Here is a 26287-nt window from a genome sequence, read left to right as displayed (position 1 = left end):
ACTTAGACAGGCTCTCTCCTTCTGACATAATAAATCACACCGCCTTTGTCATCTGAAAAATAGAATGATTGATCATCAATTCGATAGATATCACAAGGGCGGCCATACACAGTTTTACCCACTAAAAATCCATCCATAAATGTCTGTAGTTTTTGTCCTTTACGCATAATAACAATTTTGTAGCCATGACCAATCGTGGCATCCGTAGAGCCATGCAGAGCAACTAAAAAAGAATTTTTAATCATGTCATCCGTATTTGGATTATCAAAATAGTCAAAGCCAAGCGCCGATGAATGCGCAGGGAAATAGGCATAGGGAGGCAACACATTTTTACAACCTGACGGACGTTTGAATTTTGGATCTGCTAAAATTTTACCATTTGATGAATAACATGAAGCCCAACCATAATCAGCATCTCGTTTGAGTGCATAAAAAGTTTCATCAGGTTTATTTTTACCCAAATGGTCTGCACCTTGATTGGTGGCAAATAGAAATTTACCCACCCATTTCAAACCGACTGCATTGCGCAAGCCTTTGGCGAAAATCTTTTGTTCCGAACCGTCAGGATTCATTTCTAAAACGGTCGCTCGAACTTTTTCTTTCTCGGTGCAAGCATTGCAACTTGATCCAACTGAAACATAAATTTTCCCGTTTCCACCGACTGCGATCGTCCGCGTTAGATGCCAACCACCATATTTATAGCTTAAACCGTAATCAGGAAAGGTAGCCAAAACTTCGGCTTTACTCGTGGGTTTAACTTCACCTTGGGTAAATTTTCGTCGGGTGAGTTGGTGGGTTTCAGCTAAATACAACCAATCTTGTCCTTCAGAGTCCGTATAAAACTGGACTGAATTTGGATTCTTTAAGCCTGTCATATAAGGAATGATTTTTCCGAATTGACCCGTTTCAGCATTCCATTCATCCAAAATATAAACGATGCCTTTTTTATTGTCGGTCAAATCGTGCATATCCGTGATAAACATTCTACCGTCGGGTGCTTTGGTAAAAAAACGAACTCGTTTTAAGCCCTCTGCCGCTGGAATAATTTCGTAATTTGGCGGGAGATTTAAAGAAAAATGCGTCCCGTTTTTCAAGTTTACTGGATGAGGAACAAGTTTTGGCTGCCCTGCTAAACTTGTCATTGAACAAACTAAACTTATAAATAAGATTGACAGTATTTTTATCATATTTGAATATGCCTCAATTAATCTTACGAAAAAGAGCCTTCAATTTTATGTTATATAATTTGAATGAAGAGTACATAGCCAAATGCTTTAAGTTAAAAAACATTCAGACAGATCAATGAAAATAATCAAAATTTTGAGGAATCACCATTAACTACCTATTTATCTGTCGCTGTAACCAATGCCGTAGCCCTGAGTGGTACTGCCACGCAAGGGAACGATTTTTGCTGTTGGCTTTGGCATACACACACGCTCAGCTGGAACCAGTAAACAGGCAAAATATCAAGTGTCAGCCAAAGATATTGTTTGGCAGATTTAATTGCAGTGATAGAGTACAAACACAAACAAGCTTTGCAGAAAAAATTTTCAAAGCAATTGAAACACAAGACCGTTATTGTTCTAGATATCCCTGATGATTATCATTATATAGATGAAGAACTCATTGAAATTATTAAACTTTCAATGAGCACACATTTAACTTAATACTTTTAAAAACAGAAAATCACGTCTATTAAAAATCATGAAACAGCTTATTCATATCTTTCACCACATAATCTTTAAAATGAAAAGCACGTGCATGTTTTGCATCAAATTTTGCACTATGACCATCTTTCTGAAAAATATAGACCCGATCTTCTTTACTCACTAAAAACTCAGCGCCCAATTTCATTAATAACGCATCAATCTTATCTTCATCAGCAATCGATTCATCCTGACTCACTTTTAAATAGTTACGCTTAATGCCTTTAATGAACATGGATCTACTCGCTATAAAATTCAACCGAGATTTAAACAAACATTGGCTAAAAAGCAAAGTTCATTCTGATACTCATTTTATATAAGCAACTCGAACTTTCATTTTTGGCTTTAGATTTTTAAGTAGAAGTAAACATTTCTTCATATTGATTTAACATTCATTATGCAAATAACTACGAAATTCTATTGCAATACACAAATCATATATTTACATTCACACAATTAAACTTATGATGTTGTAATTAAGTCTTCCCTATACCCCCTAAACACATAAATGGAATTATGTGCATGTTTATAAAAGGTTTTTAACACTATGAAAAAAATCATACTTGCTAGTATCATCGCATTATCTTCAAATTTTGCTCTAGCAGAAACTGCAAAACCATCCATCGATCCTGCCTTTGCCAAAATTGAAACCATGGTCAAAGCCAAGGATATGAAGGGCGCATATCAAGAACTGGATAAATTAGCAAAAACAGGTAACCCGCAGGCAATCTATAATTTAGGTTACCTCACGCAAACAGGTCAAGGCACCGCCAAAGATGAAAAAAAGGCAATTAAGCTGTACGAAGAGTCTGCCAATAAAGGCTACCCTGTTGCCAACTATGTCTTAGGCAAAAACTATATGGCGGGTACTTTAGGTCTTAAGCAAGACATCAACAAAGCCAAACAGTATTTAGAAAAAGCATCTAAACAAGGTTTTGATGATGCCACTGTCGATTTAGCCGTTTTGCTTTTTGCTGAAGGCACGCCTGCATCAGAGAAATTGGCATTACAAAAACTAGATCCTTTAATTAAAAAGGACAACTATCAAGCAATCCATGCTAAAGCCTTATATGACATTAGCTTAGGCTTTAAAACTAAAAATGAAGCATCAATTAAACAGGGCTTAAAAAGCATACAGGACTTAGCTCAAAGCGGCTATATTCCAGCGTTGTTGGCTGTCGGCAATATGTTTACCAATGGTAAGATCGTTCCGCAAAACCTTGTAGAAGCGAAAAAGATTTTCTCGGCTCTAGCAAAAGAAAACGTACCTCAGGCAAAAGAGTCTTTAGCGGTGGTGGATAAAATGATTGCTGAAACCGCAAAAAACCCGCCAAAAGCTGAAAAGAAAAGCTAAAGCGTTTCAACCAATACAAGATCCAAATCAACAAAGCCCCTAAAAATGAGGGGCTTTTTACTGAAGCATTTTAAATCCTCCCCAACCCTCCTTTGAAAAAGGAGGGAGCTTCAAGAATATAAAATGATTTTAAATTCTCAATAGTTCCCCTCTTTTTCAAAGATGAGAAGCATTGCTTCGCAAGAGGAGAGATTTTTAAATGAGTAATCATTAAATTACTCTTAACTAACTGGCATTCCCTAAATCAGGGGCTTTTTACTGTCAGCCGAATTTACCACCACAGTGCAATCAAACTACTGATCCCAATAAAACCCAATATGGTGCTTAACATTAAAGCAGTTAAGGCTTTATCGCTCAGTCCATAATTTTGCCCCAAAATACCCAACACAATAGGCATGGGTAATGCGGCAAGTAAAGTCCCTGCATAAAGCATTTCTTGGCTGACATTGGGTAAAATACTGAATAAAACAAAAATCGTCAGTGGCATCAGTACAATTTTAAAACCGACTAAAATTACACTTTGCATATTCAGTGATTTTAAGCTCATCCCGACCAAACTTGCCCCAATCACAAACAACGCAATTGGCGAAGCTGTTTTACCTAACATCTCCAAAACTTGAACCAGATAAAATGGCAGCTGAATATTTAAAACGACGCAAAGCATGCCCAACACAATAGACAAAATGACGGGGTTTTTAATGACATTGTGCAAGGTTTGTTTAAGCAATTGAGAGGTCAATTGATGTTGCTGCATCCCTACTTCAGCAATCACTAAAGTTAATGCCACAATCAGTAAATTTTCAATAATCAAAGTCAAAGAAAGATAAATAGCGGCATGTTGTCCAATCAGCATCGTCAGTATTGCTGTGCCAATAAAACCCGTGTTGGACATGGATGCACCCATCGCCAACACCCCAGATTCGGTCAAACGGCATTGAAAATATTTGCGATACAAGAAAAAAGCCAAAGCAAAAATAATCAGTGAACCGCCACCATAAGCAATGAAATAACTGGGATGCCAAATTTCATCGAAACGCTTACTGGCTAAAGCTTGCAGTAAAAATGCAGGTAATGAGATTTTAAAAACAAACTGACTTAAACCTGTAATATGCTCAGGTAAAATAAATTCAAATTTTACACAAATAAACCCCAATAGAAGCAGCAGGCATATCGGTAAAATAACAGTTAAAACCACAGCGACTCCCTATCTTGCAAAAGACCTAAATCGACTTCATCGCTGCCATTTTTTGCAAGCACATTTTAGGGTTGAAAGGGCTTAAACAGTGACTTCACGCCATGTGGCTGGCAGCGTAAATACTGTGGCGAAATTTCAATTTTCGCACCCAATGTTGCAGCTGCATGCCAAGGCCAACGTGGCTCATAAAGCAGCGCGCGTGCCAAAGCAATCGCATCGGCTTGTCCCTTTGCAAGAATACTTTCTGCTTGCAGCGCTTCAGTAATTAAACCCACCGCAATCACTGGAATATGAAGCGCTTTTTTAATGGCTTCAGCAAATGGCACTTGATAATTGGCGCCAATTTTAATGTCTTGCTGGGCGTGTAATCCCCCACTCGAAACATGAATATAAGCTGCACCTAAACCTTCTAATCGTTTCGACAATTCAACGCTTTCTTCTAACGACCAACCGCCTTCAAGCCAATCTTGAGCAGAAAGGCGTACACCAATCGGGAAATTTTCAGGAACAGCAGCTTTCATGCTCTGAAATGTTTCTATCGCCATCCGAATACGGTTTTCAAAGCAACCGCCATATTCATCACTGCGCTTATTCGCTAAAGGCGACATAAACTGGTGTAATAAATAACCATGCGCGGCGTGTAACTCAATTAAATCAAAACCCGCGTCAACCGCACGAATCGCCGCATTGCTAAAGTCTTGAATAATTTTTTGGATGCCATTTTTTGACAGTTCCTGTGGCGCATGATCGTGATCATTAAATGGAATATCACTGGCTGAAACGGTCTGCCACCCATGCTCTTGATCGGGGCTAAATTGGCCTTTGCCATCCCAAGGTTTATCCGTAGATGCCTTTCTGCCTGCATGCGCCAACTGAATGGCAAAAGGCATAGGCGAAAGTGTTTTTACTTTTGTCAGTAATGTTTTGATTTGATCGCGCTGTGTATCATTCCACAGTCCTAAGTCAGCATAACTGATACGCCCTTCTGGCTGTACAGCTGTTGCCTCAACCACACACAAACCCGCTCCAGACAATGCATAATTTGCCCATTGCTGTTCATGCCAATAAGTCACTTCGCCCTGCTCGGTTGCAGAGTATTGACACATCGGGGCAATCACAATTCTATTCTTGAGTTCTAACTGACCAAACTGAATCGGTTCAAATAATAAAGACACTTTTTTGCTCCTTAGAATGCTTTGGTGATGCTTAAACCCGCGCTCCAGTTCACCCCATCTGCGGGTTCAAAGAATCGATTATTGCCATCATTGACAATCACTGAACCGACATAGTTTTCATCAAACATATTATCTACACGTGCATAACTACGCACTTTCCAATCATTATTTTTCCAGACATAACCTATATTTGCCGAAGTCACGGTATAGCTAGGTGCTACATCGCTATTGCTGTCATTGACATAAATTTTATCCATATAACGTACATCGATGCCCGCATTAAAGCCTGTTTCAGGCTGCCAGCCTAAAGCAACATAGGCCTGATTTTTTGCGACACCGGGAATGTAGTTCCCGCTATAAACGACTTTTTGAGGATCAATATTGGGAATATCGGCATCCAATGTTGCATCTAAATAGCTATAACTGGCTTGTGCCGTCAAATCACGCCATAAATTTTTATTCCATGACAGTTCTACACCCTGACGCAAAGTTTTATCAGCATTTTGGAAGGTCGATCGACCATCCAGTGTTCCTGCTGAAACAATATCGTCTTGAGTTTCACTGTGGAAAATTGCTGCGGTAAAATTACCAAAACTATTTTGTGCTTTTAAACCCAATTCATAGTTGTCACTGCTTGAAGGTTTTAAAGCAAAGTTAATCCCAGCTGTTCCTGTTGTTGGATATGCCATTTCAGTAAATGTCGGTGTTTCAAACCCTTGGGCATAGCTCAGATACGTGCTCAACTGAGGGCTTATTTCCCAAGTGAATGCAGCTGAAGGCAATAGCTTGTCATAGTCAGTCTTACCACTGTCATCAGCATTTGTCCCTTGAATATAGTGATCTTTAGATTGGTAATGCACGTTGCTATAACGCAAACCTGTGTCTAAGCGCCAAGTGGGTAAAAACTGCCAAGATGCTTGTAGATATGGATCTAAATTCCATAAGGTATTATTTTCATCACGGCGTAAATTGCCTTTTACCCCATAATGTCCATTACTATCAAAGTTTTCATAACCTTGACGGTCTTCATCCATGGCATCAAAAGCAAATCCCGCAGTAAAACGTGTATTCGGTAGTAAATCTTTACCCGTCCAACGCAAATCAGTCCCGTAATAATCACGGCTAAAATCAATCACACCACCTGCATGGCGCGGATTAGCTTGAGCTGTGTTTGGAATGGATTGATATTGAGTGACTTCACGATGTCCCGCATAAGCCATGGCATAAAGCTCATGTTGGTCATTAATCGGCTTCGTCCACGTCAGTCCTGTTTGGGTCTGGTTAATTGCCTTACGCACATCATAAATATTTTTTGCATCATTTACTTGTTTGGGATTGGCTTTCCATTGCTCTCGGGTTAAACCTTGTGGATCATCGGCATTCATATCCACATGATTCACAATCCAATTTACTTTAGAACCATCGTCTAAATCCCAAGTCAATTTGGCATTGCTTAAAACTTTACGCGCTGCACTGTGGTCACGATAACCATCGGTATCAAAATAAGAAGAACTCACCACATAACTTGGCTCACCCGCTTTATCTACCCCACCTTGTAAGACGATATCTGCACGACCTTTGTGATGACTCCCCCCAGCATAGCCTAACTGAATTGAATCACGGCCTTCACCTTGCTTGGTGCTGGTTAAAACAGTACCGCCAGAAGAATTACCATATAACGATGAAAAGGGTCCACCCAAGACTTCAATGTGATCTAGACTGCTTAAATCAATATTCGAAGTTTGTCCCTGACCATCAGGCATGGTGGCAGGAATGCCATCGACATATAAACGAATCCCACGCACCCCAAAGGTTGAACGCGCGCCAAAACCACGCATAGACAGTTGTAAATCCTGTGCATAATTTTCACGGTTATTCAGTTGTAAACCCGGTACGCCTTTCAAGGTTTCAGATAAATTAATCCCCAAATTATTTTCATTATTTTTTTGTTCAATACGATAGACCGATGCCGGTGTTGCTAACCAGTCTGTATCGGTACGTGTGGCTTGTATTTTTAAGGTTGGAAGTAAAACAGGTTCCGTAGAACCTGCTTCTGCATAAAGATTTTGACAAATACATGCCGTCAAGCAAAGTAAAGTCATATTGATGGACTTTATTGGTGATTTACTTTGCATTGAGCAGCCTCTATTTCAGAATAAAAAATGATTTTAGAGCTTAAACCAACTCTCAGCGCATTATCAACTTTCCGTGGCAGCAGAATTGATCACATACTGTAACAAAGGACCGAATATGAATAATTTCAATGGGTAATATGAATAGTTCAGCTTGATATTATATTGTTCAGCTTATTTTCAATCTATTTTTGAACTCGGTTTCTTACAGTATGTGGATGACTTACTTTATGCTTCAATTAAAACTTGTATTCTCGACCATTCATCCCGATATTAGCCATAATCCATTTTAATTTGCTAAAAATGCCTGAATTACCTGAAGTTGAAACCACAAAAACCAGTTTATTGCCTTTAATTGAGCAAAAAGTCATTTCTGTTGAAGTCAGACAATCCAGTTTACGCTGGCCTATTCCTGAAGATATTCAAAAACTCATAGGACAAAAATTACTTAAGCTTACGCGACGCTCTAAATATATTTTGGCGGAATTTGAACACGACACTATGTTATGGCATTTGGGCATGTCGGGGAGTTTTCGTCTGTGTGAACCCCAGACGGAATTGCGTAAACATGATCATTTGATCATTCAGTTTGAAGATATAGAACTGCGTTACCATGACCCACGTCGTTTTGGCTGCATTCTCTGGCTAGATCAAAATGCTCAAACCAAGTTAATTGATACTTTGGGTCCTGAACCTTTAAGTGATGCTTTTAATGCGGACTATTTAGCAAACAAATTTAAAAAGAAAAATGTCGCTGCCAAAGTTGCCATTATGGATAATCACATGGTGGTTGGGGTCGGCAATATCTATGCCACTGAAAGTTTATTCAATTTAGGCATTCACCCTGCCCAACCCGCATCCAGTTTAAGTATGCAGCAAATTGAAAAATTAGTGGTCGAGATCAAACGAATTTTAAAACAAGCCATAGATTTAGGCGGCTCAACCCTGCGCGATTATAGTAATGCCATGGGCGAAAATGGTTATTTCCAACAAACTCTATTGGCCTATGGTCGTGCGGGTGAAATGTGTGTGAACTGTGAAACCACTTTAGAAAATTTAAAACTCGGACAGCGTGCCAGTGTATTTTGTCCGCAATGTCAGCCTTTAAAAAGCGTTAAAATGCTCACCAAGACACCATCTAAAGGGAATAAAGCATGAAATCTGCCATCGTGCGTCACATTTTAGTCAAAGACAAAGCATTGGCTGAACAGTTAAAAAAGAAAATTAAAGCGGGTGCAGACTTTGCCCAAATTGCCAAACAACATTCCACTTGTCCTTCAGGCAAAAAAGGCGGTGAACTGGGGGATATTAAAAAAGGACAATTGGTCGGCCCCATTGATAAAGCAGTATTTACCTTAGCTGAACGTGAGTTGCATGGCCCAATCAAAAGTCAGTTTGGCTGGCATTTACTCGAAATTAAGTTTCGGATGGACTAAGATGATTGAGCAAGATGGTCTTAAATTTGAACAAATTGAATATCGGACACTCAATCCAAAAGCACAGGAAACCTATAATTTCCATAAAATGGCAGCAATACTGGCAGATTATGGTTCTAAAGGCCTTTGGTTCAATAATGCTTGGAACGGCGCAGACGGTATTGCTATTCATATTGATGGTATTTCGAATTTTAAAAGCCAGCTTAAAGATGCTGTTTCATGTAGACAAAAATATCGAGCCAAACAGCTTTATATTGCATTCTTTGAGCTGAGCTATTTATACATTGATGCGCATAATTTTGTTTTGCACAAATGGAAAATGATATCTCAGACAAAAAATGCTTAGCAAAAGATACTTATTTCCAGACCCAAATCACCCCAAAATTAAAAAAGTTGTTGAGCCTTATAAAGTTACTAAAGTGATCTAGATTAGTCTTGTTTTGGTTTCATTACATACGTCCAAGCCTCTGTTTTTTCACCAGATGCCAGAAACACCGTGACTTGTACTCTTTCGTATTGCAGCCCCTCAAAATCATCTAACATTTGCCAGTTGTGTTGTAATTTTTCGGTGCTAAATAAATAACCTTCGATTTGAGAATCCTGTTCATTGAGCACAAGCGCTGGTAATCCCTTATCTGGGCCCCAATCCAAAATATGAACAGTTCCATGAACGGATGCTTTTTCCCAGTCACCCTTCATCTCACCCAGAATATGTGCATTTTCTCGGTTAGGACACAATGTACCGTACACAAACAATTGATTCATCACTGTTATTCCATTGCAATATGTACGGCATTTTAAAGTCAAATTATCAAAGTTTCCATGCAAAAGACGGTTGTTCTTACATGAAAAATTACGAACTCTTTTCTCACTTGCAATAAAAACGGCACTTAAAGTGCTAATGCCAGTCAGTTAAGGGTTTTAGAAACAAAGTCCTTAGCTTTTTAGTTGTTCACGACGGAGTCTTATATCTTTAAATCAAATACTTGGAGCTCATCTATTACTTTGGATAAGCCCAAAGTAATCAAAAGCATTGTCATCCGCAAAACTCGCCAAATGCCTTTTATTGATTAATAAATCGCAGAAACCTTACTTTTTTAAAATAGTTTGCCTCGAACAGTTGCGGATGACGTCTCCGCGTATCGAATAATATTATGAATTTAAAAAATAAAATGCCAGTCAATTTCTTAACTGACTGGCATTAACTTAAAGTACCATCTTTTTATTCTTCCACAGTTTAAACTTGTGGACGACGTTTTAATTCATCACGAATTTCACGTAATAATTCGATGTCTTCCGGCGTTGCAGCTGGTGCTTCTACAGGTGCTTCCTGTTTACGAAGACGATTCATGACTTTAACCAGTAAGAAAACCACCCAAGCTAAAATCAAGAAATTAATAAATACCGTTAAGAAACTACCATATTGTAAAACGTTGATCCCCGCTTTTTGCAATTCTTCAAGCGTTTGCAAATTATTCGGGTTATCGCCTAACACAATAAACCATTGCGAAAAATCAACATCACCGCCTGTAATCACAGAAATTAAAGGCATTAAGACATCTTTCACCAATGAATCAATAATTTTACCAAAAGCGCCACCAATGATGACACCAATCGCCAAATCCATCATATTGCCTTTAATGGCAAACTCTTTAAATTCTTGCACAATACTCATGTTTTTCTCCAGTTTCTCTTTGATGCTATTCTTTATTAAAATATTTATTGAACTGTTTCCTATGCTTAAGCATTAAGAAAACATTCAGAATTCCTTGTAATTTACTTGGAATTCTCCGTATTGAATATATTTAGTTGCTCATTTCAAACAAAAAAAAATGCTATCAACGAATTGATAGCACCTTTTTATGACCAAACGCAGTCATGGACAATAATTAAAAATTATTTACCACGGTTACGTTTACGATCATTTTCAGTCAACCAACGCTTACGAATACGTACTGACTTAGGTGTAACTTCAACTAATTCATCATCTTCAATGAATTCAAGCGCTTGTTCAAGCGTGAAACGAATTGCTGGCGTTAACGTTAATGCTTCATCTGTACCAGATGCACGCATGTTGGTTAACTGCTTCGCTTTAGTTGGGTTAACCGTCATGTCGTCAGAACGTGAGTTCATACCCACGATCATACCTTCATAAACTTCTAACTGTGGTTCAGCAAATAGACGACCACGGTCTTGTAATGTAAACAATGCAAACGCTAAGCAAGTACCGTTAACCATTGAAATAAGTACACCGTTTTGACGCTTCGCTACAGTACCCGCTTTCGCTTTACCATAATGAGAGAAGCTTGAAGTCATAATACCAGTACCAGAAGTAATGGTTAAGAATTCAGAACGGAAACCGATCAAGCCACGTGAAGGAACAGTTGCTTCAATACGGATACGGCCTTTGCCGTCAAGTTCCATATTGGTCATTTCGCCTTTACGGAAGCCCATTTGCTCCATGATTGAACCTTGATGTTGTTCTTCAACGTCAAAAGTTACATTTTCATACGGCTCTTGGATTTCACCATCAATTTCTTTCATGATTACTTCAGGACGAGATACACCCATCTCGAAGCCTTCACGACGCATGTTCTCAATAAGAACAGACAAATGAAGCTCACCACGACCAGATACTTTGAAACGGTCTGGAGAATCAGTATCTTCAACACGTAAAGCTACGTTATGAATCAATTCGCGGTCAAGACGTTCACGAATATTACGTGAAGTTACGAATTTACCTTCGCGACCAGCAAACGGTGAGTTGTTTACTTGGAATGTCATCGAAACTGTAGGTTCATCTACAGACAATGGTGGTAAAGCTTCAACATTTTTCGGATCACAAATCGTGTCAGAAATGTTCAGTGCATCCAAACCAGTAATACATACGATATCACCAGCAGAAGCATCTTCAACGTCTACACGGTCAAGACCATGGTAACCCATGATTTTTAAGATACGGCCGTTACGTGTTTTGCCGTCTTTATCAATCACAGTCACTTGGGTATTTGTTTTCACAGAACCACGTTGAATACGACCAATACCAATTACACCGACAAAACTATTATAGTCAAGAGATGAAATTTGCATTTGGAACGGACCATCAACATCAACTTTAGGTGGTTCAACGATGTCAACAATTGTTTCAAACAATGGCGTCATATCTTCAGCCATTGCTTCAACATCACGACCAGCAATACCGTTAATTGCAGAAGCATAAACGACTGGGAAGTCTAACTGCTCATCAGTCGCACCAAGGTTATCAAACAAATCAAATACTTGATCCATTACCCAGTCAGGACGCGCGCCCGGACGGTCAATTTTGTTTAATACAACGATTGGCTTAAGGCCACTCGCAAATGCTTTAGATGTCACAAAACGAGTTTGTGGCATTGGACCGTCTTGTGCATCAACAAGAAGAAGTACGCAGTCAACCATAGACATTACACGTTCAACTTCACCACCGAAGTCAGCATGTCCCGGGGTGTCGACGATGTTAATGCGGTATTCAGTATCTGTACGTTTGTCTAACCATTTGATTGCAGTATTTTTTGCAAGAATGGTAATACCACGTTCAGACTCAAGCGCGTTAGAATCCATAACACGTTCAATCTCGCCCGCGCGGTCACCGAGAGCACCAGATTGTTGCAAAAGTTTGTCTACAAGAGTGGTTTTACCATGGTCAACGTGCGCAATAATGGCAATGTTGCGGAGAGTTTTAATATCTGACATGTAAATTCGATACGCTTTAAATTTGAGGGCAAATTATACAGAAAAATACTCACTTTTAGTAGTGACAGTTTATTGACAGTTACAAGTTTTTTTAAAAAATCGGTCTTTTTTTGGTTTGTAAAGTCCTGTAACTCGATTAGAATAGCCATAAATTGCTGCTGTACCGTTTTCAAATGTCTGATTTAACAAACTCTCCCGAGCAAAAAGATCATCTTGATTTGGTTTATGGATTAAACGATCGTCCAAAACCATTCATCGCTTTTTTAGCTGCACTGCAACATTTATTGGCGATTATTGTCCCGATTGTTACCCCCGGCTTACTCATCTGCTTAGCTTTAGGTGTCTCAAAACAAGACACCAATATGATTCTTTCCATGTCTTTGGTGATCTCAGGGATTGCCACTTTTTTACAATGTAAAAAAGTAGGTCCATTTGGTGCAGGCTTACTGATTGTTCAAGGAACCAGCTTTAACTTTATTGGTCCCATTATTGGTATTGGTTCTGCCATGGTTGCAGCAGGCACACCTGTTGAAGCTGTCATGGCCTCAATTTTTGGCGTGGTCATTGCGGGTTCATTTATTGAAATGGGCGTATCTCGTATTCTGCCTTGGGTAAAAAAGCTGATTACCCCATTGGTAACGGGTATTGTGGTGTTGCTGATTGGTTTGACTTTAATTAAAGAAGGTCTGATCAGCATGGGGGGCGGTTATCAAGCCATGGGCGATAAAACTTTTGCCAATGCCGACAACCTCATCATGTCATGTACGGTACTGGCGATCATTGTTGTTTTAAATCGTGTTCGTATTGTCTGGGTCAAAAGCTCGGCTATTTTAATTGCTTTAGTGATTGGTTATATTGTTGCCGGTTTTATGGGACATCTTAATTTTTCAAGTTTAGAAGATACCCCCCTCATTCAAATTCCAACACCCATGCATTTTGGTTTAAGTTTCTCATGGAGCTTATTTATTCCAATGGCATTTATTTACCTTGTAACCTCTTTAGAAGCGATTGGTGATGTCACCGCAACTTCAAAAATATCCAATCAACCTGTAGACGGTCCCGTATGGATGGAACGTATTAAAGGTGGTGTATTGGTCAATGGGGCAAATTCTTTTCTTGCCGGTATTTTTAACACCTTCCCAAGTTCTGTTTTTGCACAAAACAACGGTGTCATTCAACTAACAGGTGTTGCAAGCCGTTATGTCGGGATCTGGATTGCGGCTTTATTGGTTATTCTGGGTTTATTTCCTGCTGTTGCAGGTGTGATTCAGGCCGTACCACAAGCGGTATTGGGTGGTGCAGTCATGGTGATGTTCGGTGCTGTTGCAGCTTCAGGTATTAATATCCTGTCGGGTATTCAACTTGACCGTCGTGCATTACTGATTATTGCAATTTCCTTGGCCTTAGGCTTAGGTGTGGCACAAGTACCTCAAATTCTTGAACACCTGCCTGAATTATTCCGTAACATTTTCAGTTCTGGTGTTGCGACAGGCGGTATTGCAGCATTGTTATTAAACATTATTCTTCCTGAATCGAAGAAATAATTTCATTTCAGCATCAACCCTGCCCAGCATTGTCTGGGCAGAGTTTTTCAATGGCGAGATAAAAAAATGGATCCTAGAAGTGAAGTTGTCATTCGACAGCACGAATATCTGTCTGGACGTGTACTGCTCATTAATGCACCTACGGATGACTTACTTTCCAATTTAGAAAAAGACATCACTCCATGTTTCTGGACATGGAATTATAATGAATTACAATATTTTCAGTCCCAACAAGCCAATGTACATTTTGGTATCGACCTTCCTGTAGATGATTTTGATCAAGCGATTATTTTTGTCCCAAAGTCAAAAGAACTCCTCAATTACGTCCTACATAATGTGGTCAGCCGTTTAAACGTCGGTGCTTCAATTTTCCTTGTCGGAGAGAAAAAAGCGGGCGTTGAACGTGCAGCCAAACAATTACTGCCGTTTGGTCCAGCCTGTAAATTAGATAGTGCGCGTCACTGTCAGATGTGGCAAATGACGGTTGAAAAAACCGTGACAGCGAAAAAACTGGATGACTGGGCACAACAATATACCGTGACCACACCGAATGGCGACTTGAATATCTGTGCCTTACCCGGTGTATTTAGTCAAAATCGTTTAGATATGGGTACTGCGGTGCTGTTACCTTATTTATCACAAGTCACTGCGGGTAAAATTGCCGACTTTGGTTGCGGTTCGGGTGTCATCAGTGCTTATTTAGCCAAACTCAATCCGAAAAATCGAATTTTTGCGATGGATGTTGATGCTTTTGCTTTGGCTTCCACCCAAATGACCTTTGAAAAAAACAATCTTTCGCCAGAACAACTTGAAATTACAGCAGTGACCGGTATTGAAGATGCACCGCTATTCTTACATGCCATTGTCAGTAATCCTCCCTTCCATCAAGGCATCCACACCGATTACAACGCCAGTGAAAGTTTATGTAAAACATCACGACGTCATTTAAAATCGGGCGGTGAATTATGGATTGTGGCCAACCGCTTTCTAAATTATCCATTATTAATTGAGCAAAATTTTGGTCAATGTACAACTAAAGCAGATCAACAAGGCTTTAAAGTGCTGTTCGCCAACACTCAAAAAAAATCTAAGGAACAATGATGAGTGAAATTGATCAACCACACTTACAGCGTAAGCTTGGTGCTCGCCATCTGAATATGATTGCGATTGGTGGCTCCATCGGCACAGGTTTATTCCTTGCTTCTGGTGCAACCATTGCCAATGCAGGTCCCGGTGGTGCATTACTTGCTTATGCGCTTATTGGTTTAATGATTTATTTCTTAATGACAAGTTTGGGCGAACTTGCCACGCACAATCCCACTTCAGGTGCATTTTTTACCTATGGTACTAAATATGTAGAAGGCGGTTTTGGTTTCGCCTTGGGTTGGAACTATTGGTACAACTGGGCAATCACGGTTGCTTTTGAACTGGTTGCGGTGCAGTTCATTATGAAATTCTGGTTTCCAGATATTCCCGGTTTCTACTGGAGTGCCATTTTCCTTGCCATTATTTTTGCCATTAATTCACTGACCGTAAAAGGTTTTGGTGAAAGTGAGTTTTTATTCTCACTGGTCAAGGTCATTGCCATTATTGTCTTTATTATTATTGGCATTGCCATGATTGCAAAAATCATCCTGACACCGAATATGGTCACTTTCTCTAACTGGACCAAAGGTGATGCACCTTTTGTCGGTGGACTACAAGCCATGATTGGTGTGGCCATGATTGCAGGATTCTCCTTCCAAGGAACAGAGATGGTGGGGGTTGCCGCGGGAGAATCGAAAGATCCTAAAAAAACCATTCCTGTTGCCATTAAGCAAATTTTCTGGCGTATCTTATTATTTTATGTGGTGTGTATTTTCATTATTGGCACACTCGTCGCTTATGATGATCCTCGTCTGTTACAAGCTGCGGCAGGTGACAACATCACCCTTTCACCATTTACCTTATTGTATGAAAAAGCAGGCTTTGCTTTTGCTGCAAGTTTAATGAATGCGGTGATCTTAACGGCCATTTTATCCGCAGGTAACTCGGGAATGTATTCATCTACACGTATGCTATTTGACATGGCACGTGAAGGTCGCGCACCGAAATGGTTTGCAAAACTCGATACTCGCGGCGTACCTATGAATGCACTTTATGCAACGACTGCAATTGCAGCACTGTGTTTCTTAACCACCTTTATTGGTGAGCAACAAGTGTTTAATTGGTTGCTTAATATGTCAGGCATGTGTGGCTTTATCGTCTGGTTAGGCATTGCGATTTCACACTATCGTTTCCGTAAAGGCTATTTAGCACAAGGCTATAAACTGGAAGACTTAGCCTATACAGCAAAGTTCTTCCCCTTCGCACCATGGTTTGCTTTTATCCTCTGCTCAATCATCATTCTAGGTCAGAACTATGAAGCACTGATTGGTGGAAGAGTGGATTGGTTAGGTTTAGCTTCGACTTACATTAGTATTCCGCTATTTCTGGTCATCTGGTTAGGTTATAAATGGAAATATAAAACCAAACTTATTCCATATAAAGAAATGGATGTTCAACCCGTAAATGTAGAAAATGATTAATCTTCTACTTAAATAAGAAGCAGCCTTAGGGCTGTTTTTTATTGTGCAAAAATCATAAATCTCGGCAACATAGCCTTTTGATATAACTAACTTCTCAATAAGCGACAATCATCCAAAATAAAGCGCTTTGAAATATGGTTGTTCTGGTTCAGATCTGAGTAAAACCTTGATCACGTTTATACAGGTTAAAAATCTTAAATTACAAAAGCTGAATTCCCTCTAAAACTGAAAAATTAAATGACGTAAAAATTAAAACATGAATTTTAGCAGGCATTGGATTCATGAGTGTGGCATGAATGCCATACGTTTCCGATCCTTACGCTGCATTTTAAATGCAGTACATTAAAACTGGCTCAAGATGTCGTGTATGGCAAACAAAAGGTTTTTGTCTTCCGCAGGAGTACTGCTTTTAAAAAGCAAATATTGAACATTTCTTGATTTATGCAAGTGATCTATTATCAAAATAAATTTTTCTTCATAAAAAAAAGCAGCCTTACGGCTGCTTTTTTTAGCTCAGTTCAATAATAAATTATTGAGCTGGTTGAGCAAGTACAGTACGGCTACCAGAAATAGTCGCGAATACACGACGGTTCATAGCACGACCTTCTTTAGTTTTGTTGTCAGCAATCGGTTGATCCCAAGCAAAACCTTGAGTAGACAAACGCGCTGGATCTACATTGTATTCATTTACAAGTGAAGATTTAACAGAGTTAGCACGAGCCAAAGATAAACGTTCGTTTAATGCACGTGGACCAGTGTTATCTGTGTGACCTTCGATGCGAGCAGTAGCGTTCGGATATTCAACTAACTTTTCAGCAACTTTAGCGATTTCTGGTTTGTATTGATCTTTGATGTTTGATTTGTTTGTATCAAAGAACACACGAAGTTCCATGTTAAGGTCTTCAGTCAACTCTTGTGGAGCTGGTTGAACTGGAACAACAGGTTCAACTGGAGCAACTTCAACTACAGGTGCAGCTGGTTTCAAGTGACCACCAAGAACAACATTTAGACCAGCTAAAGCTGTGTAGTTCCAGAAATCCTCATCGATGTTGTAAGTAGCACGAGCTTCAGTACGTAAAGACAAAGCATCGTTTAAGCGCCAGAAAGCACCAAGACCAGCATTACCTAAAGTACCTTCTTCTGATTCACTGTCAGCGATTGAACCAGCAGCTTGATATTTATAATGACCAGCACCTAATAATACGTACGGCTTGATTTTGCTGTCGTAGTTTTTAGTAATCAAATCAGAAGTCGCATAGAAATTACCATTGATTTGAGTTTGTTTGTACTCTGCACCTGTAGGTACACCAACACCTTCTACATCACCTTTGACTTGGTTATATTCAGCTTCAAAGCCTAACCATGGAGTTAATTCAACACCAATCGCAGCACCAACGAATAAATCGTCTTGAAGTTCAGGACCATCTGTTAAATGATCTGCACCGTTGTTGTGTTGCGTGTCTTGGAAAGTATAACCAACCATTAATGGGGTAATAGTTACGCCAGCATTAGCAGCAGCTAAAGGTGCAGCAACTAGCATAGCTAGTGCAATACGACTCATTTTCATGGATTTATCCTCCAGAGATAACAATTGTTGTTCAAGCTCAAGCCTAAAATTTGGCTATCCTGAAATAGGTTTTCTAATACCCAGTTTTATTTTTAAGCTACTCACTATGAATCATACAAACACTTCATTTTTTTTCCAAGTGCTTGATAAATTTAATCAAGTGAATTATTGACAAAATTACTTACAATTTCCGTTGTAATTCGGTAATTTTTTACTCAATTTTTTGTTGCGAATAGCTTATGGTCACTTGCTAATTATTTTAACAGTTTTCTTAAAAGTTGAGTAATAAATATTACTTACAGAAAAAACGATTAAAAACAAAACATTAATAACATAAACAATTAAAAAAATACACCAAAAGGTTAATTCAATGTTTTTTAAACAAAAAAATGGTTTTACGCTCATAGAGCTAATCATGACCATCGCTATTTTAGCGATTCTTACCATCATTGCCCTACCTTATTTCCATGAAATCATGGCCAAACAAGAAACAATCAAAACCAGTAACAAACTGATTTCAAGTATTCAATTGGCAAAATCACAGGCCTCTCTTCACCATAGCAATGCTGTCATTTGCCCTAGCCAAGATAAATTAAATTGTCAAGTGAACCATTGGAATTCAGGTTTTATTATTTTTCTCGACTCGAATAAAAACCGACAGGTGGATGCCAATGAACAGATTATTCTGGCTGAATCAACCGATTTGAAATATGGCAATTTAAATTGGAGAGGAACGCTAAGCATTCCAAGTTTAACTTTTCAAGCAGCAAATGGTCTTCCTATTGGTTCGAATGGCAGTTTTTATTATTGTTCCATCGCTCAGCAACCAGCGTATAAAATCATACTCAGTCATATGGGAAATGTCCGGATTGAAAAGCCCTTAACTTGCTAAGAACCCATGAGTCTACAACTAGAGCACAATCAGACTTTATTCCTATGTTTTTTTCAATATACTGATTAAGTTTGGAAAATAATCTACTTAAAAGTAAAGATCGGAGCAAAACAATGACAGACATCGTAATTGTAAATGGTGCACGTACAGCAATGGGCGGTTTTCAAGGAAGTTTAGCGACTGTAACAGCACCCGAACTGGGCGCAGCATCTATTAAAGCAGCGATTGCTCGTTCAGGATTACAACCAAACGATGTCGAAGAAGTCATAATGGGTTGTGTACTCCCCGCTGGATTAAAACAAGGCCCTGCACGTCAAGCAATGCGCCAAGCCGGTCTGCCTGACTCAACAGGTGCGGTAACAATCAATAAACTTTGTGGTTCTGGTATGAAAGCTGTCATGCAGGCAGCAGATATGATTAAAGCTGGTTCTGCTGCAATTGTGGTTGCAGGCGGTATGGAGTCAATGACCAATGCACCTTATGTGTTGCCAAAAGCACGTGCTGGTTATCGCATGGGTCATGGTGAAATCAAAGATCATATGTTCCTTGATGGCTTAGAAGATGCTGAAACAGGTCGTTTAATGGGTTCTTTTGCACAAGATATGGCCAATACACGAGGCTATACGCGTGAACAAATGGATGATTTTGCTATTCGCTCACTCAAACGTGCTCAAACGGCGATTACCGAAGGCTATTTTGCAGATGAAATCGTACCTGTTACGGTTTCATCGCGTAAAGGCGATGTTGTCATTGATAAAGATGAACAACCATTTAATGCCAATATTGATAAAATTCCAACGCTACGCCCTGCCTTTGCCAAAGACGGCACCATTACCGCTGCCAATGCCAGTTCAATTTCTGATGGTGCTTCGGCATTGGTATTAACGTCAGCAGAAAATGCAGCAGCAAAAGGTTTAAACCCGCTTGCGAAAATTGTGGCTTATGCATCAAATTCTCAGCACCCTTCAGAATTTACCATTGCGCCAGTGGGTGCCATTCAAAAAGCGTTGGATAAAGCGGGCTGGACGGCTTCTGATGTCGATCTTTGGGAAATTAACGAAGCTTTCGCTATGGTTACCATGTGCCCGATTGATGATTTTAAATTAGATGCTGAAAAAGTGAATATTAATGGCGGTGCTTGTGCACTCGGTCATCCTGTCGGCTCTACAGGTTCACGTATCATTTTGACTTTAATTCATGCATTGAAACGTACTGGCGGTAAAAAAGGTATTGCTGCTTTATGTATTGGTGGTGGTGAAGCAACTGCGGTAGCGATTGAATTACTATAATTTTTACCCCTCTCTCTAACTCTCTCCCCTAGGGGAGAGAGAACTTAATCTCTCATTATTGAGGGATTTTTTTTGATTACAATTTATTCATTAATATTTAACATATGAGCTGGTAAGTTGTATCTTTCAAAACAACAATATGGACACATCAAGATGCAACTCAATCATTACCTTAATTTTCAGGGTCAAGCCGAAGCCGCATTCAACTTTTATAAATCTGTTTTTGGTGGTGAGTTTTCCAACCTGACCCGTTATGGTGAATTACCTGCTGAAGAAGGTGTCACCTTATCAGAAGCCGATAAAAATCTTATTCTGCATGTGTCCCTACCGATCAATGAATTTACTGAATTGATGGCCTCCGATACCAATGATCAATGCTGTGCAGCAAATACTGTCTTTACCCAAGGCACCAATCATTATATTTCGATTAATTTAGCTGCCAGTGAGCAAGCAGAAGCAAAACGCTTATTTGATGCTTTATCTCTCAATGGTCAAATTGAAATGCCTTTAGAAAAAACGTTTTGGGGAGCATTGTATGGCGCTTTTACCGATCAGTTTGGGGTGAAATGGATGGTGAATTGCCAATTAGAACAGATGTAAGATTTTCTTTAAACACAAAAAAGCCGGAATTCATCCGGCTTTTTTTAAGTCCTTAATTGAAATTAAGCACCTGTTTGATAACTTGCTTGTTCAACTGCCGTCGATGCTTGGTACGGATGTTTAAAATCATGTAAACCTGCTGCCGCTTCATGAATATCTTTACCTTCTTTCACCACGAAAGTATCGAAACCTGAACGCTTCAAATAGTTCAACACATCTTTAAAAATATCGCCTGTCGCACGAAGTTCGCCTTGATAGCCTTGACGACGCAACAATGCTGCAAATGAATAACCACGGCCATCGTTAAAGCCTGCAAACTCAATAAAGATTGCATCGAGTTGATCCAGTGGAAATTCGTTTACTTCAGGAGATGCATCCACAGTAATGTATAGTGCTTTTTTACCAGATACATTTGCAATTTGGTCTAACTGTTCAACAGTTAAAACCACATCACCTTGTGGCAATATGCCATCTTCGCCAATTACTTGATAAGTATTGTCTGCAATCGTGCCATCTTTAGAGAGCACTTGTAGTGCGGTATTAAGCATATGCACGCTCCTTAAAGGGTTGAATGCCAACACGGCGATAAGTTTCGATGAATTCTTCACCCTCGTTTCGAAGATCAAGATAGGTATTTAAAATTTCTTCAACCACATCTGGTACACGGTCTGCTGCAAATGAGGGTCCTAAGATGTCACCAATTGAAGCATCATGATCCGCGTTGCCACCTAAGGTAATTTGGTAAAATTCGGCACCTTTTTTATCGACACCTAAAATACCAATATTCCCCACGTGGTGATGACCACAGGCATTCATACAGCCTGAGATATTGAGATCCAATTTACCCAAGTTGTAAATCGTGTCTAAATCATCAAAACGGCGTGAAATCGCTTCAGAGATTGGAATAGATTTCGCATTTGCCAAGGAACAGAAATCACCGCCCGGACAGCAAATAATATCGGTGACAAAACCAATATGTGCACGTGCCAAATTATTCGCTTCAAGTGCTTGCCATACTGCAAATAAATCTTTTTGCGGCACATCAACCAATGAAATATTTTGTTCGTGTGTGGTACGAAGTTCACCGAAGGTATATTGATCTGCAAGATCTGCGATCAAGTTCATCTCTTCAGTGCTCATATCACCCGGTGCAATACCAGTACGTTTCAGTGAAATCGTAACGATACGATAACCTTTGACTTTATGTGCATTGGTATTGATATTAAACCATTGCTTGAATTTCGGATGCGCTGCAAACAATTCCGTAAAGTCTTCATCTGCATAATCTTGATAATCAAACGGGGTAAATTCTTGGTCTAATTTTGTCAAAATTTCAGGCTGAATTTTTAAAGTCTGAATGGTATGCGCAAATTCAGCTTCAACTTTTTCCGCGAAAACGGCAGGCGTTAACGCTTTAACCAAAATTTTGATACGCGCTTTATATTTGTTGTCACGGCGACCATGCAAGTTATAGACACGTAAAACGGCTTCTAAATATGCAATTAAATCTTCACGTGGTAAGAAGTCACGAATAAAGCTACCAATGACTGGTGTACGGCCTAAGCCACCACCCACTTTAATTTTATAACCAACCTCGCCTGCTTCATTTTTCACGATATATACACCAATATCATGGAATGAAACTGCGGCACGATCCGTTTCCGCCAATGCAGAGACGGCAATTTTAAATTTACGTGGCAAGAACGCAAATTCAGGATGGAATGTTGACCATTGACGAATCAATTCGCAAGTTGGACGTGGGTCGGCAATTTCACCCTCAACCACCCCTGCATACTGGTCAGTGGTGGTATTACGAATACAGTTACCTGAGGTTTGAATGGCATGCATTTGAACTGTCGCAAGTTCTGCCAACATGTCAGGCACATTTTCAAGTGCTGGCCAGTTAAACTGAATATTTTGACGTGTTGATACATGGGCATAGCCACGATCGTACTCTTTTGCCAAATCTGCAATTTTACGCAGTTGATTTGAGTTCATTAAGCCATAAGGCACGGCAATACGTAACATTGGCGCATAGCGTTGAACGTATAAACCATTTTGTAGACGTAGCGGACGGTATTCATCTTCCGTCAATTTACCCGCTAAATAACGTTCCGTTTGGTCACGGAATTGTGCAACACGTTCATTGACCAGTTGCTGATCAAAATCAGTATATAAATACATGGCGTACAGCTAGTAGTTTCTATTATAACGATGCACAGCATAACGAGATTTAACCTATCAACAAAATGCGTTTTTTACATATTTAATAGCGATTTTATTGATAAGGGTGTCAAGCTTTCACAGACAGCGCGGGATACAGCAGAATCCTGCTGCTTTTATCAGATTTGATGTTCTTTTCACTTGTTTATCATTATTTTTCATATACCACCTAAATCTGCAAATCTAAGCAAAAAAACGAATCACTATTTTAAATAAACGAATTAAATTGTTAAAAATAACTCTATTTACAGCATAAAAAAAGCCTGACGAATCAGGCTTTTAAATCGATCATTTACAATAGGTTATTTTTGATCGGGTAAAGCATAAGCCACCAAAGCATCACCCATCTTGGTGCCAAATGAACCATGACCACCCGCCATAATCACCACGTATTGTTTACCGTTGCTTTCATAGGTCATTGGGGTTGCTTGTCCACCTGCTGGCAAACGACCTTTCCAGAGTTCGTCACCATTGGTCACATTGATTGCACGAATGTAATCATCCTGAGTACCACCGACAAACATTACGTTACCCGCAGTAGAAATTGAACCGCCGAGCATTGGCACCCCCATTTTAAATGGTGGTAAAGGAATACCCGGCATACTGTCACGAATTGTACCAATACGACGTTTCCAAGCCACTTGATGCGTATTTAAATCGACACCAGCCACATAGCCCCAAGCAGGTTGTTTACATGGCAAACCGAATGGAGACAAGAACGCACTAATTTCAACACCATAAGGCACGCCATACATTGGCTGAATACCGGCTTCAGTACCCGCGCCTTTGGCCGTTTTTGGACGGTTCGGATCAGCTGGAATCAGTTTAGAGACAAATGGTAAGCCGATTGGATTCATCACGGCAATTTGACGGTCTGGGTTGACTGACATACCGCCCCATTCAAATACCCCCAAGTTACCGGGGAATACCAAAGTCCCATTTTCAGAAGGTGGAGTATAAATACCATCGTAGTTCAATTTATGGAAAGACACACGGCAGATCAATTGGTCAAACATCGTGGCACCCCACATTTGTTTGTCCGTTAATCTTTCTTTCGGTGCAAGATCAAAATCAGAGAACGGTTGTGTAGCAGAATAACGCTCACCTTTGGTTTGTGGACCACGTTTCACCGTTTGTGGCACAGGTTTTTCAGTAATCGGAACTATCGCTGCACCCGTACGACGATCTAAAACAAAGACATTCCCCGTTTTAGTCAAGACATAAATTGCTGGAACCAAATTCCCAGATTTGTCTTTAATATCAGTCAATGTAGGTTGAGATGGTACGTCCATATCCCACAAATCGTGATGCGTGGTTTGGAAGTTCCACACCAATTTACCTGTCGTTGCATTGATCGCCAACATTGAGTTTGCATAACGCTCGTGCAACTCAGTACGGTTACCGCCCCAAATATCAGGCGTACCGACACCCGTTGGCACATACACAATGTCCAACTTCGCGTCATAGGCTAAAGGTGCCCATGCGTTTGGCGAGTTTTGAACATATTTTTGACCCGGTGCAGGAATGGCATTTGGATCTTCCGCGCCCGTATCAAAGACCCAAAGAAGTTCACCCGTATTGACATCATAACCACGGATCACACCCGATGGCTCTTCAGTCGAATAGTTATCTGTGGTTGAACCAGCAATAATAATGGTTGTACCGGTAATCACTGGCGGTGACGTTGGGATATACCCCCCCGGATAAGGGAATGGCATGTCTTTTTGTAAATCAACTTCGCCATTTTTACCAAAATCAGTACATGCTTTACCCGTTTCAGCATTGATCGCAACCAGACGACCATCATTGACAGGTAAAATGATTTTTTGAGGACATTCTGCTGAAATGGTTTTCTTCGCAGCTAAACTGGTTTCGAAACCAGCGGTATTGCTCGCATCAAAATATGAAACACCGCGACAAGTTAAATGTTGGAAGGTTTTATCCGCTTTTAATTTCGGATCAAATGTCCATTTCGCCTGACCCGTTGTCGGGTCTAGCGCAACCAATTTTTGGTGCGTTGTACAGATGTACATATTGTCGCCAACTTTAATTGGCGTCACCTGATTGGTGGTTTCACCTGAGTCATTTTCAGTTTTAAAATCGCCTGTGTTATACGTCCAAGCGACTTTTAAGTCTTTCACGTTCTCTGAATTAATTTGAGTTAATGGCGAATAACGTAGACCTGACTGAGTACGACCATAGGCTGGCCAATCACCGTCTGCAATCCCCGGAATCGGCTGTGCAGTGGCAGGCTGCTTAGTGGTTAATTCACCGCGAATTTCTTGCGGGTCATTAAATACCGCATAGATCATCACTGCAATAGTGATGGCCAATGTACCGGTCAGAGCAATTTTTGCACCTTTGCTCTCATTAAAACCACGAGTGACCGCTGGAATTAACAATAAAAGACCAAATAGACCCAAAATATCCAAACGAGGAGCCAATGCGAAGAAGTCAGAACCCACTTCCCATAAGCCCCATACCACTGTACCCAATACCAATATTGCATACACAATCAGTGCTGAGCTTTTTAATTTTTGCAATAAAATTGCAGTCGCGATGAAGAATAAACCTGCAATGATGTAGTACCAAGACCCACCAAGCACTGCAAGATAAATCCCTCCAATCAGCAGAACTAAACCGAGAATAATAGCCACAATGGCTAAAATCGTTTTTAATCCTGAACCTGAAGATGGAGTATTCATATTAACCACCTATTTCTAAAATTCTTAATTGAAAAGCTCATACTTGTGAACAAGTATGAGAAGCTTTTTTTATTAGTTTTTAGATTTTAAATACCTAAGTTTAAATACCTAAGGCTACCGATATAGCATGTCTGAAAGCGCAAAAAATTCAAGGCTTCAGTTGTTACTCA

The 26287-nt window shown here is 39.8% G+C and carries 22 protein-coding genes and 1 pseudogene; 11 read left to right on the top strand and 12 right to left on the bottom strand.

Annotation, left to right across the window (positions count from 1 at the left end; genetic code table 11):
* Nucleotides 1-2 precede the first annotated feature (2 nt).
* Nucleotides 3-1187, bottom strand: coding sequence for a PQQ-dependent sugar dehydrogenase (locus F994_RS00335; RefSeq protein ID WP_004647982.1), 1185 nt, complete (start codon nt 1185-1187; stop codon nt 3-5).
* A gap of 146 nt (nt 1188-1333) precedes the next feature.
* Here F994_RS00335 and F994_RS00330 point away from each other — a divergent pair.
* Nucleotides 1334-1667 (top strand): annotated as a pseudogene (locus F994_RS00330) (protein tyrosine phosphatase).
* 28 nt (nt 1668-1695) lie between these two features.
* On the opposite strand, the gene F994_RS00325 reads toward F994_RS00330, so the two are convergent.
* Entirely contained in the window at nt 1696-1941 is a 246-nt protein-coding gene (locus F994_RS00325; protein ID WP_004647981.1) for a hypothetical protein, read from the bottom strand.
* A 312-nt stretch (nt 1942-2253) separates the two neighbouring features.
* Here F994_RS00325 and F994_RS00320 point away from each other — a divergent pair, with 312 nt between their 5' ends.
* A complete protein-coding gene (locus tag F994_RS00320) occupies nt 2254-3060 on the top strand; it encodes a tetratricopeptide repeat protein (protein WP_004647980.1) in 807 nt (268 codons plus the stop codon).
* 271 nt (nt 3061-3331) lie between these two features.
* On the opposite strand, the gene F994_RS00315 is transcribed toward F994_RS00320, so the two are convergent.
* The 3 genes from F994_RS00315 to F994_RS00305 all read right to left on the bottom strand — a co-directional run bounded on the left by F994_RS00315 (nt 3332) and on the right by F994_RS00305 (nt 7565).
* A complete protein-coding gene (locus tag F994_RS00315; RefSeq protein ID WP_004647979.1) occupies nt 3332-4255 on the bottom strand; it encodes an AEC family transporter in 924 nt (307 codons plus the stop codon).
* Between the two features lie 65 nt (nt 4256-4320).
* On the bottom strand, nt 4321-5430 hold the full coding sequence (locus F994_RS00310) for an NADH:flavin oxidoreductase/NADH oxidase (protein ID WP_004647978.1): 1110 nt from the start codon (nt 5428-5430) through the stop codon (nt 4321-4323).
* An 11-nt stretch (nt 5431-5441) separates the two neighbouring features.
* Nucleotides 5442-7565, bottom strand: coding sequence for a TonB-dependent receptor (locus F994_RS00305; RefSeq protein WP_004647977.1), 2124 nt, complete (start codon nt 7563-7565; stop codon nt 5442-5444).
* 300 nt (nt 7566-7865) lie between these two features.
* Here F994_RS00305 and mutM point away from each other — a divergent pair, with 300 nt between their 5' ends.
* The 3 genes from mutM to F994_RS00290 are packed head-to-tail and all read left to right on the top strand — an operon-like array spanning nt 7866 to nt 9344.
* On the top strand, nt 7866-8720 hold the full coding sequence (mutM, locus tag F994_RS00300; RefSeq protein WP_004647976.1) for a bifunctional DNA-formamidopyrimidine glycosylase/DNA-(apurinic or apyrimidinic site) lyase: 855 nt from the start codon (nt 7866-7868) through the stop codon (nt 8718-8720).
* Complete coding sequence (locus F994_RS00295; RefSeq protein ID WP_004647974.1) at nt 8717-8998, top strand: peptidylprolyl isomerase; 282 nt, start codon at nt 8717-8719, stop codon at nt 8996-8998. Before mutM ends, F994_RS00295 begins: the two co-directional genes overlap by 4 nt.
* Nucleotide 8999: 1 nt before the next feature.
* Nucleotides 9000-9344 (top strand): hypothetical protein, encoded by a 345-nt coding sequence (locus tag F994_RS00290; protein WP_004647973.1) that lies wholly within the window; start codon nt 9000-9002, stop codon nt 9342-9344.
* A gap of 83 nt (nt 9345-9427) precedes the next feature.
* Here the strand turns inward: F994_RS00290 and F994_RS00285 are convergent, their stop codons facing one another.
* From F994_RS00285 to typA, 3 genes are all read right to left on the bottom strand, one after another.
* The gene (locus tag F994_RS00285) at nt 9428-9763 is read right to left on the bottom strand and encodes a gamma-glutamylcyclotransferase family protein (protein ID WP_004647972.1); all 336 of its coding nucleotides are present in this window, start codon (nt 9761-9763) and stop codon (nt 9428-9430) included.
* A gap of 472 nt (nt 9764-10235) precedes the next feature.
* A complete protein-coding gene (gene mscL / locus F994_RS00280) occupies nt 10236-10673 on the bottom strand; it encodes a large conductance mechanosensitive channel protein MscL (RefSeq protein WP_004647971.1) in 438 nt (145 codons plus the stop codon).
* 221 nt (nt 10674-10894) lie between these two features.
* Nucleotides 10895-12730: a translational GTPase TypA gene (typA, locus tag F994_RS00275; RefSeq protein WP_004647970.1), complete on the bottom strand. Its 1836-nt coding sequence runs from the start codon at nt 12728-12730 to the stop codon at nt 10895-10897.
* Nucleotides 12731-12903: 173 nt separating this feature from the next.
* Between typA and F994_RS00270 the strand changes: the two genes are divergently transcribed.
* The 3 genes from F994_RS00270 to F994_RS00260 all read left to right on the top strand — a co-directional run bounded on the left by F994_RS00270 (nt 12904) and on the right by F994_RS00260 (nt 16841).
* The gene (locus tag F994_RS00270; protein WP_004647969.1) at nt 12904-14274 is read left to right on the top strand and encodes a uracil-xanthine permease family protein; all 1371 of its coding nucleotides are present in this window, start codon (nt 12904-12906) and stop codon (nt 14272-14274) included.
* A gap of 66 nt (nt 14275-14340) precedes the next feature.
* Nucleotides 14341-15375, top strand: a complete 1035-nt coding sequence (locus F994_RS00265; RefSeq protein ID WP_004647968.1) for a class I SAM-dependent methyltransferase — start codon at nt 14341-14343, stop codon at nt 15373-15375.
* Nucleotides 15375-16841, top strand: coding sequence for an amino acid permease (locus F994_RS00260; protein WP_004647967.1), 1467 nt, complete (start codon nt 15375-15377; stop codon nt 16839-16841). The genes F994_RS00265 and F994_RS00260 overlap by 1 nt, the downstream gene beginning before the upstream one ends.
* 529 nt (nt 16842-17370) lie before the next feature.
* On the opposite strand, the gene omp38 is transcribed toward F994_RS00260, so the two are convergent.
* Entirely contained in the window at nt 17371-18408 is a 1038-nt protein-coding gene (omp38, locus tag F994_RS00255) for an outer membrane protein Omp38 (protein ID WP_004647965.1), read from the bottom strand.
* 370 nt (nt 18409-18778) lie between these two features.
* On the opposite strand from omp38, the gene F994_RS00250 reads away from it, so the two are divergent.
* The 3 genes from F994_RS00250 (at nt 18779) to F994_RS00240 (ending at nt 21189) form a co-directional block, all read left to right on the top strand.
* Nucleotides 18779-19300 carry a GspH/FimT family pseudopilin gene (locus tag F994_RS00250; RefSeq protein WP_004647964.1) on the top strand — a complete coding sequence of 174 codons (522 nt, stop codon included), beginning with the start codon at nt 18779-18781 and terminating at the stop codon, nt 19298-19300.
* Nucleotides 19301-19413: 113 nt separating this feature from the next.
* A complete protein-coding gene (locus tag F994_RS00245) occupies nt 19414-20589 on the top strand; it encodes a thiolase family protein (RefSeq protein WP_004647963.1) in 1176 nt (391 codons plus the stop codon).
* A 153-nt stretch (nt 20590-20742) separates the two neighbouring features.
* Nucleotides 20743-21189: a VOC family protein gene (locus tag F994_RS00240; RefSeq protein WP_004647962.1), complete on the top strand. Its 447-nt coding sequence runs from the start codon at nt 20743-20745 to the stop codon at nt 21187-21189.
* 62 nt (nt 21190-21251) lie between these two features.
* On the opposite strand, the gene F994_RS00235 is transcribed toward F994_RS00240, so the two are convergent.
* The 3 genes from F994_RS00235 to F994_RS00225 form a co-directional block, all read right to left on the bottom strand.
* On the bottom strand, nt 21252-21737 hold the full coding sequence (locus tag F994_RS00235) for a DUF934 domain-containing protein (RefSeq protein WP_004647961.1): 486 nt from the start codon (nt 21735-21737) through the stop codon (nt 21252-21254).
* Complete coding sequence (locus tag F994_RS00230) at nt 21730-23373, bottom strand: nitrite/sulfite reductase (protein ID WP_004647960.1); 1644 nt, start codon at nt 23371-23373, stop codon at nt 21730-21732. Before F994_RS00230 ends, F994_RS00235 begins: the two co-directional genes overlap by 8 nt.
* Before the next feature lie 341 nt (nt 23374-23714).
* Complete coding sequence (locus F994_RS00225) at nt 23715-26117, bottom strand: glucose/quinate/shikimate family membrane-bound PQQ-dependent dehydrogenase (protein WP_004647959.1); 2403 nt, start codon at nt 26115-26117, stop codon at nt 23715-23717.
* Nucleotides 26118-26287 lie beyond the last annotated feature (170 nt).

This window comes from Acinetobacter bohemicus ANC 3994 (assembly GCF_000367925.1).
GTDB lineage: Bacteria > Pseudomonadota > Gammaproteobacteria > Pseudomonadales > Moraxellaceae > Acinetobacter > Acinetobacter bohemicus.
This window is presented reverse-complemented; position numbering and strand designations above follow the sequence as displayed.

Coding starts and splice junctions, on each gene's coding strand:
- F994_RS00335 (WP_004647982.1), bottom strand. CDS start 1,187: ATGATAAAAATACTGTCAATCTTATTTATAAGTTTAGTTTGTTCAATG.
- F994_RS00325 (WP_004647981.1), bottom strand. CDS start 1,941: ATGTTCATTAAAGGCATTAAGCGTAACTATTTAAAAGTGAGTCAGGAT.
- F994_RS00320 (WP_004647980.1), top strand. CDS start 2,254: ATGAAAAAAATCATACTTGCTAGTATCATCGCATTATCTTCAAATTTT.
- F994_RS00305 (WP_004647977.1), bottom strand. CDS start 7,565: ATGCAAAGTAAATCACCAATAAAGTCCATCAATATGACTTTACTTTGC.
- mutM (WP_004647976.1), top strand. CDS start 7,866: ATGCCTGAATTACCTGAAGTTGAAACCACAAAAACCAGTTTATTGCCT.
- F994_RS00295 (WP_004647974.1), top strand. CDS start 8,717: ATGAAATCTGCCATCGTGCGTCACATTTTAGTCAAAGACAAAGCATTG.
- F994_RS00290 (WP_004647973.1), top strand. CDS start 9,000: ATGATTGAGCAAGATGGTCTTAAATTTGAACAAATTGAATATCGGACA.
- F994_RS00285 (WP_004647972.1), bottom strand. CDS start 9,763: ATGAATCAATTGTTTGTGTACGGTACATTGTGTCCTAACCGAGAAAAT.
- mscL (WP_004647971.1), bottom strand. CDS start 10,673: ATGAGTATTGTGCAAGAATTTAAAGAGTTTGCCATTAAAGGCAATATG.
- typA (WP_004647970.1), bottom strand. CDS start 12,730: ATGTCAGATATTAAAACTCTCCGCAACATTGCCATTATTGCGCACGTT.
- F994_RS00270 (WP_004647969.1), top strand. CDS start 12,904: ATGTCTGATTTAACAAACTCTCCCGAGCAAAAAGATCATCTTGATTTG.
- F994_RS00265 (WP_004647968.1), top strand. CDS start 14,341: ATGGATCCTAGAAGTGAAGTTGTCATTCGACAGCACGAATATCTGTCT.
- F994_RS00260 (WP_004647967.1), top strand. CDS start 15,375: ATGAGTGAAATTGATCAACCACACTTACAGCGTAAGCTTGGTGCTCGC.
- omp38 (WP_004647965.1), bottom strand. CDS start 18,408: ATGAAAATGAGTCGTATTGCACTAGCTATGCTAGTTGCTGCACCTTTA.
- F994_RS00250 (WP_004647964.1), top strand. CDS start 18,779: ATGTTTTTTAAACAAAAAAATGGTTTTACGCTCATAGAGCTAATCATG.
- F994_RS00245 (WP_004647963.1), top strand. CDS start 19,414: ATGACAGACATCGTAATTGTAAATGGTGCACGTACAGCAATGGGCGGT.
- F994_RS00240 (WP_004647962.1), top strand. CDS start 20,743: ATGCAACTCAATCATTACCTTAATTTTCAGGGTCAAGCCGAAGCCGCA.
- F994_RS00235 (WP_004647961.1), bottom strand. CDS start 21,737: ATGCTTAATACCGCACTACAAGTGCTCTCTAAAGATGGCACGATTGCA.
- F994_RS00230 (WP_004647960.1), bottom strand. CDS start 23,373: ATGTATTTATATACTGATTTTGATCAGCAACTGGTCAATGAACGTGTT.
- F994_RS00225 (WP_004647959.1), bottom strand. CDS start 26,117: ATGAATACTCCATCTTCAGGTTCAGGATTAAAAACGATTTTAGCCATT.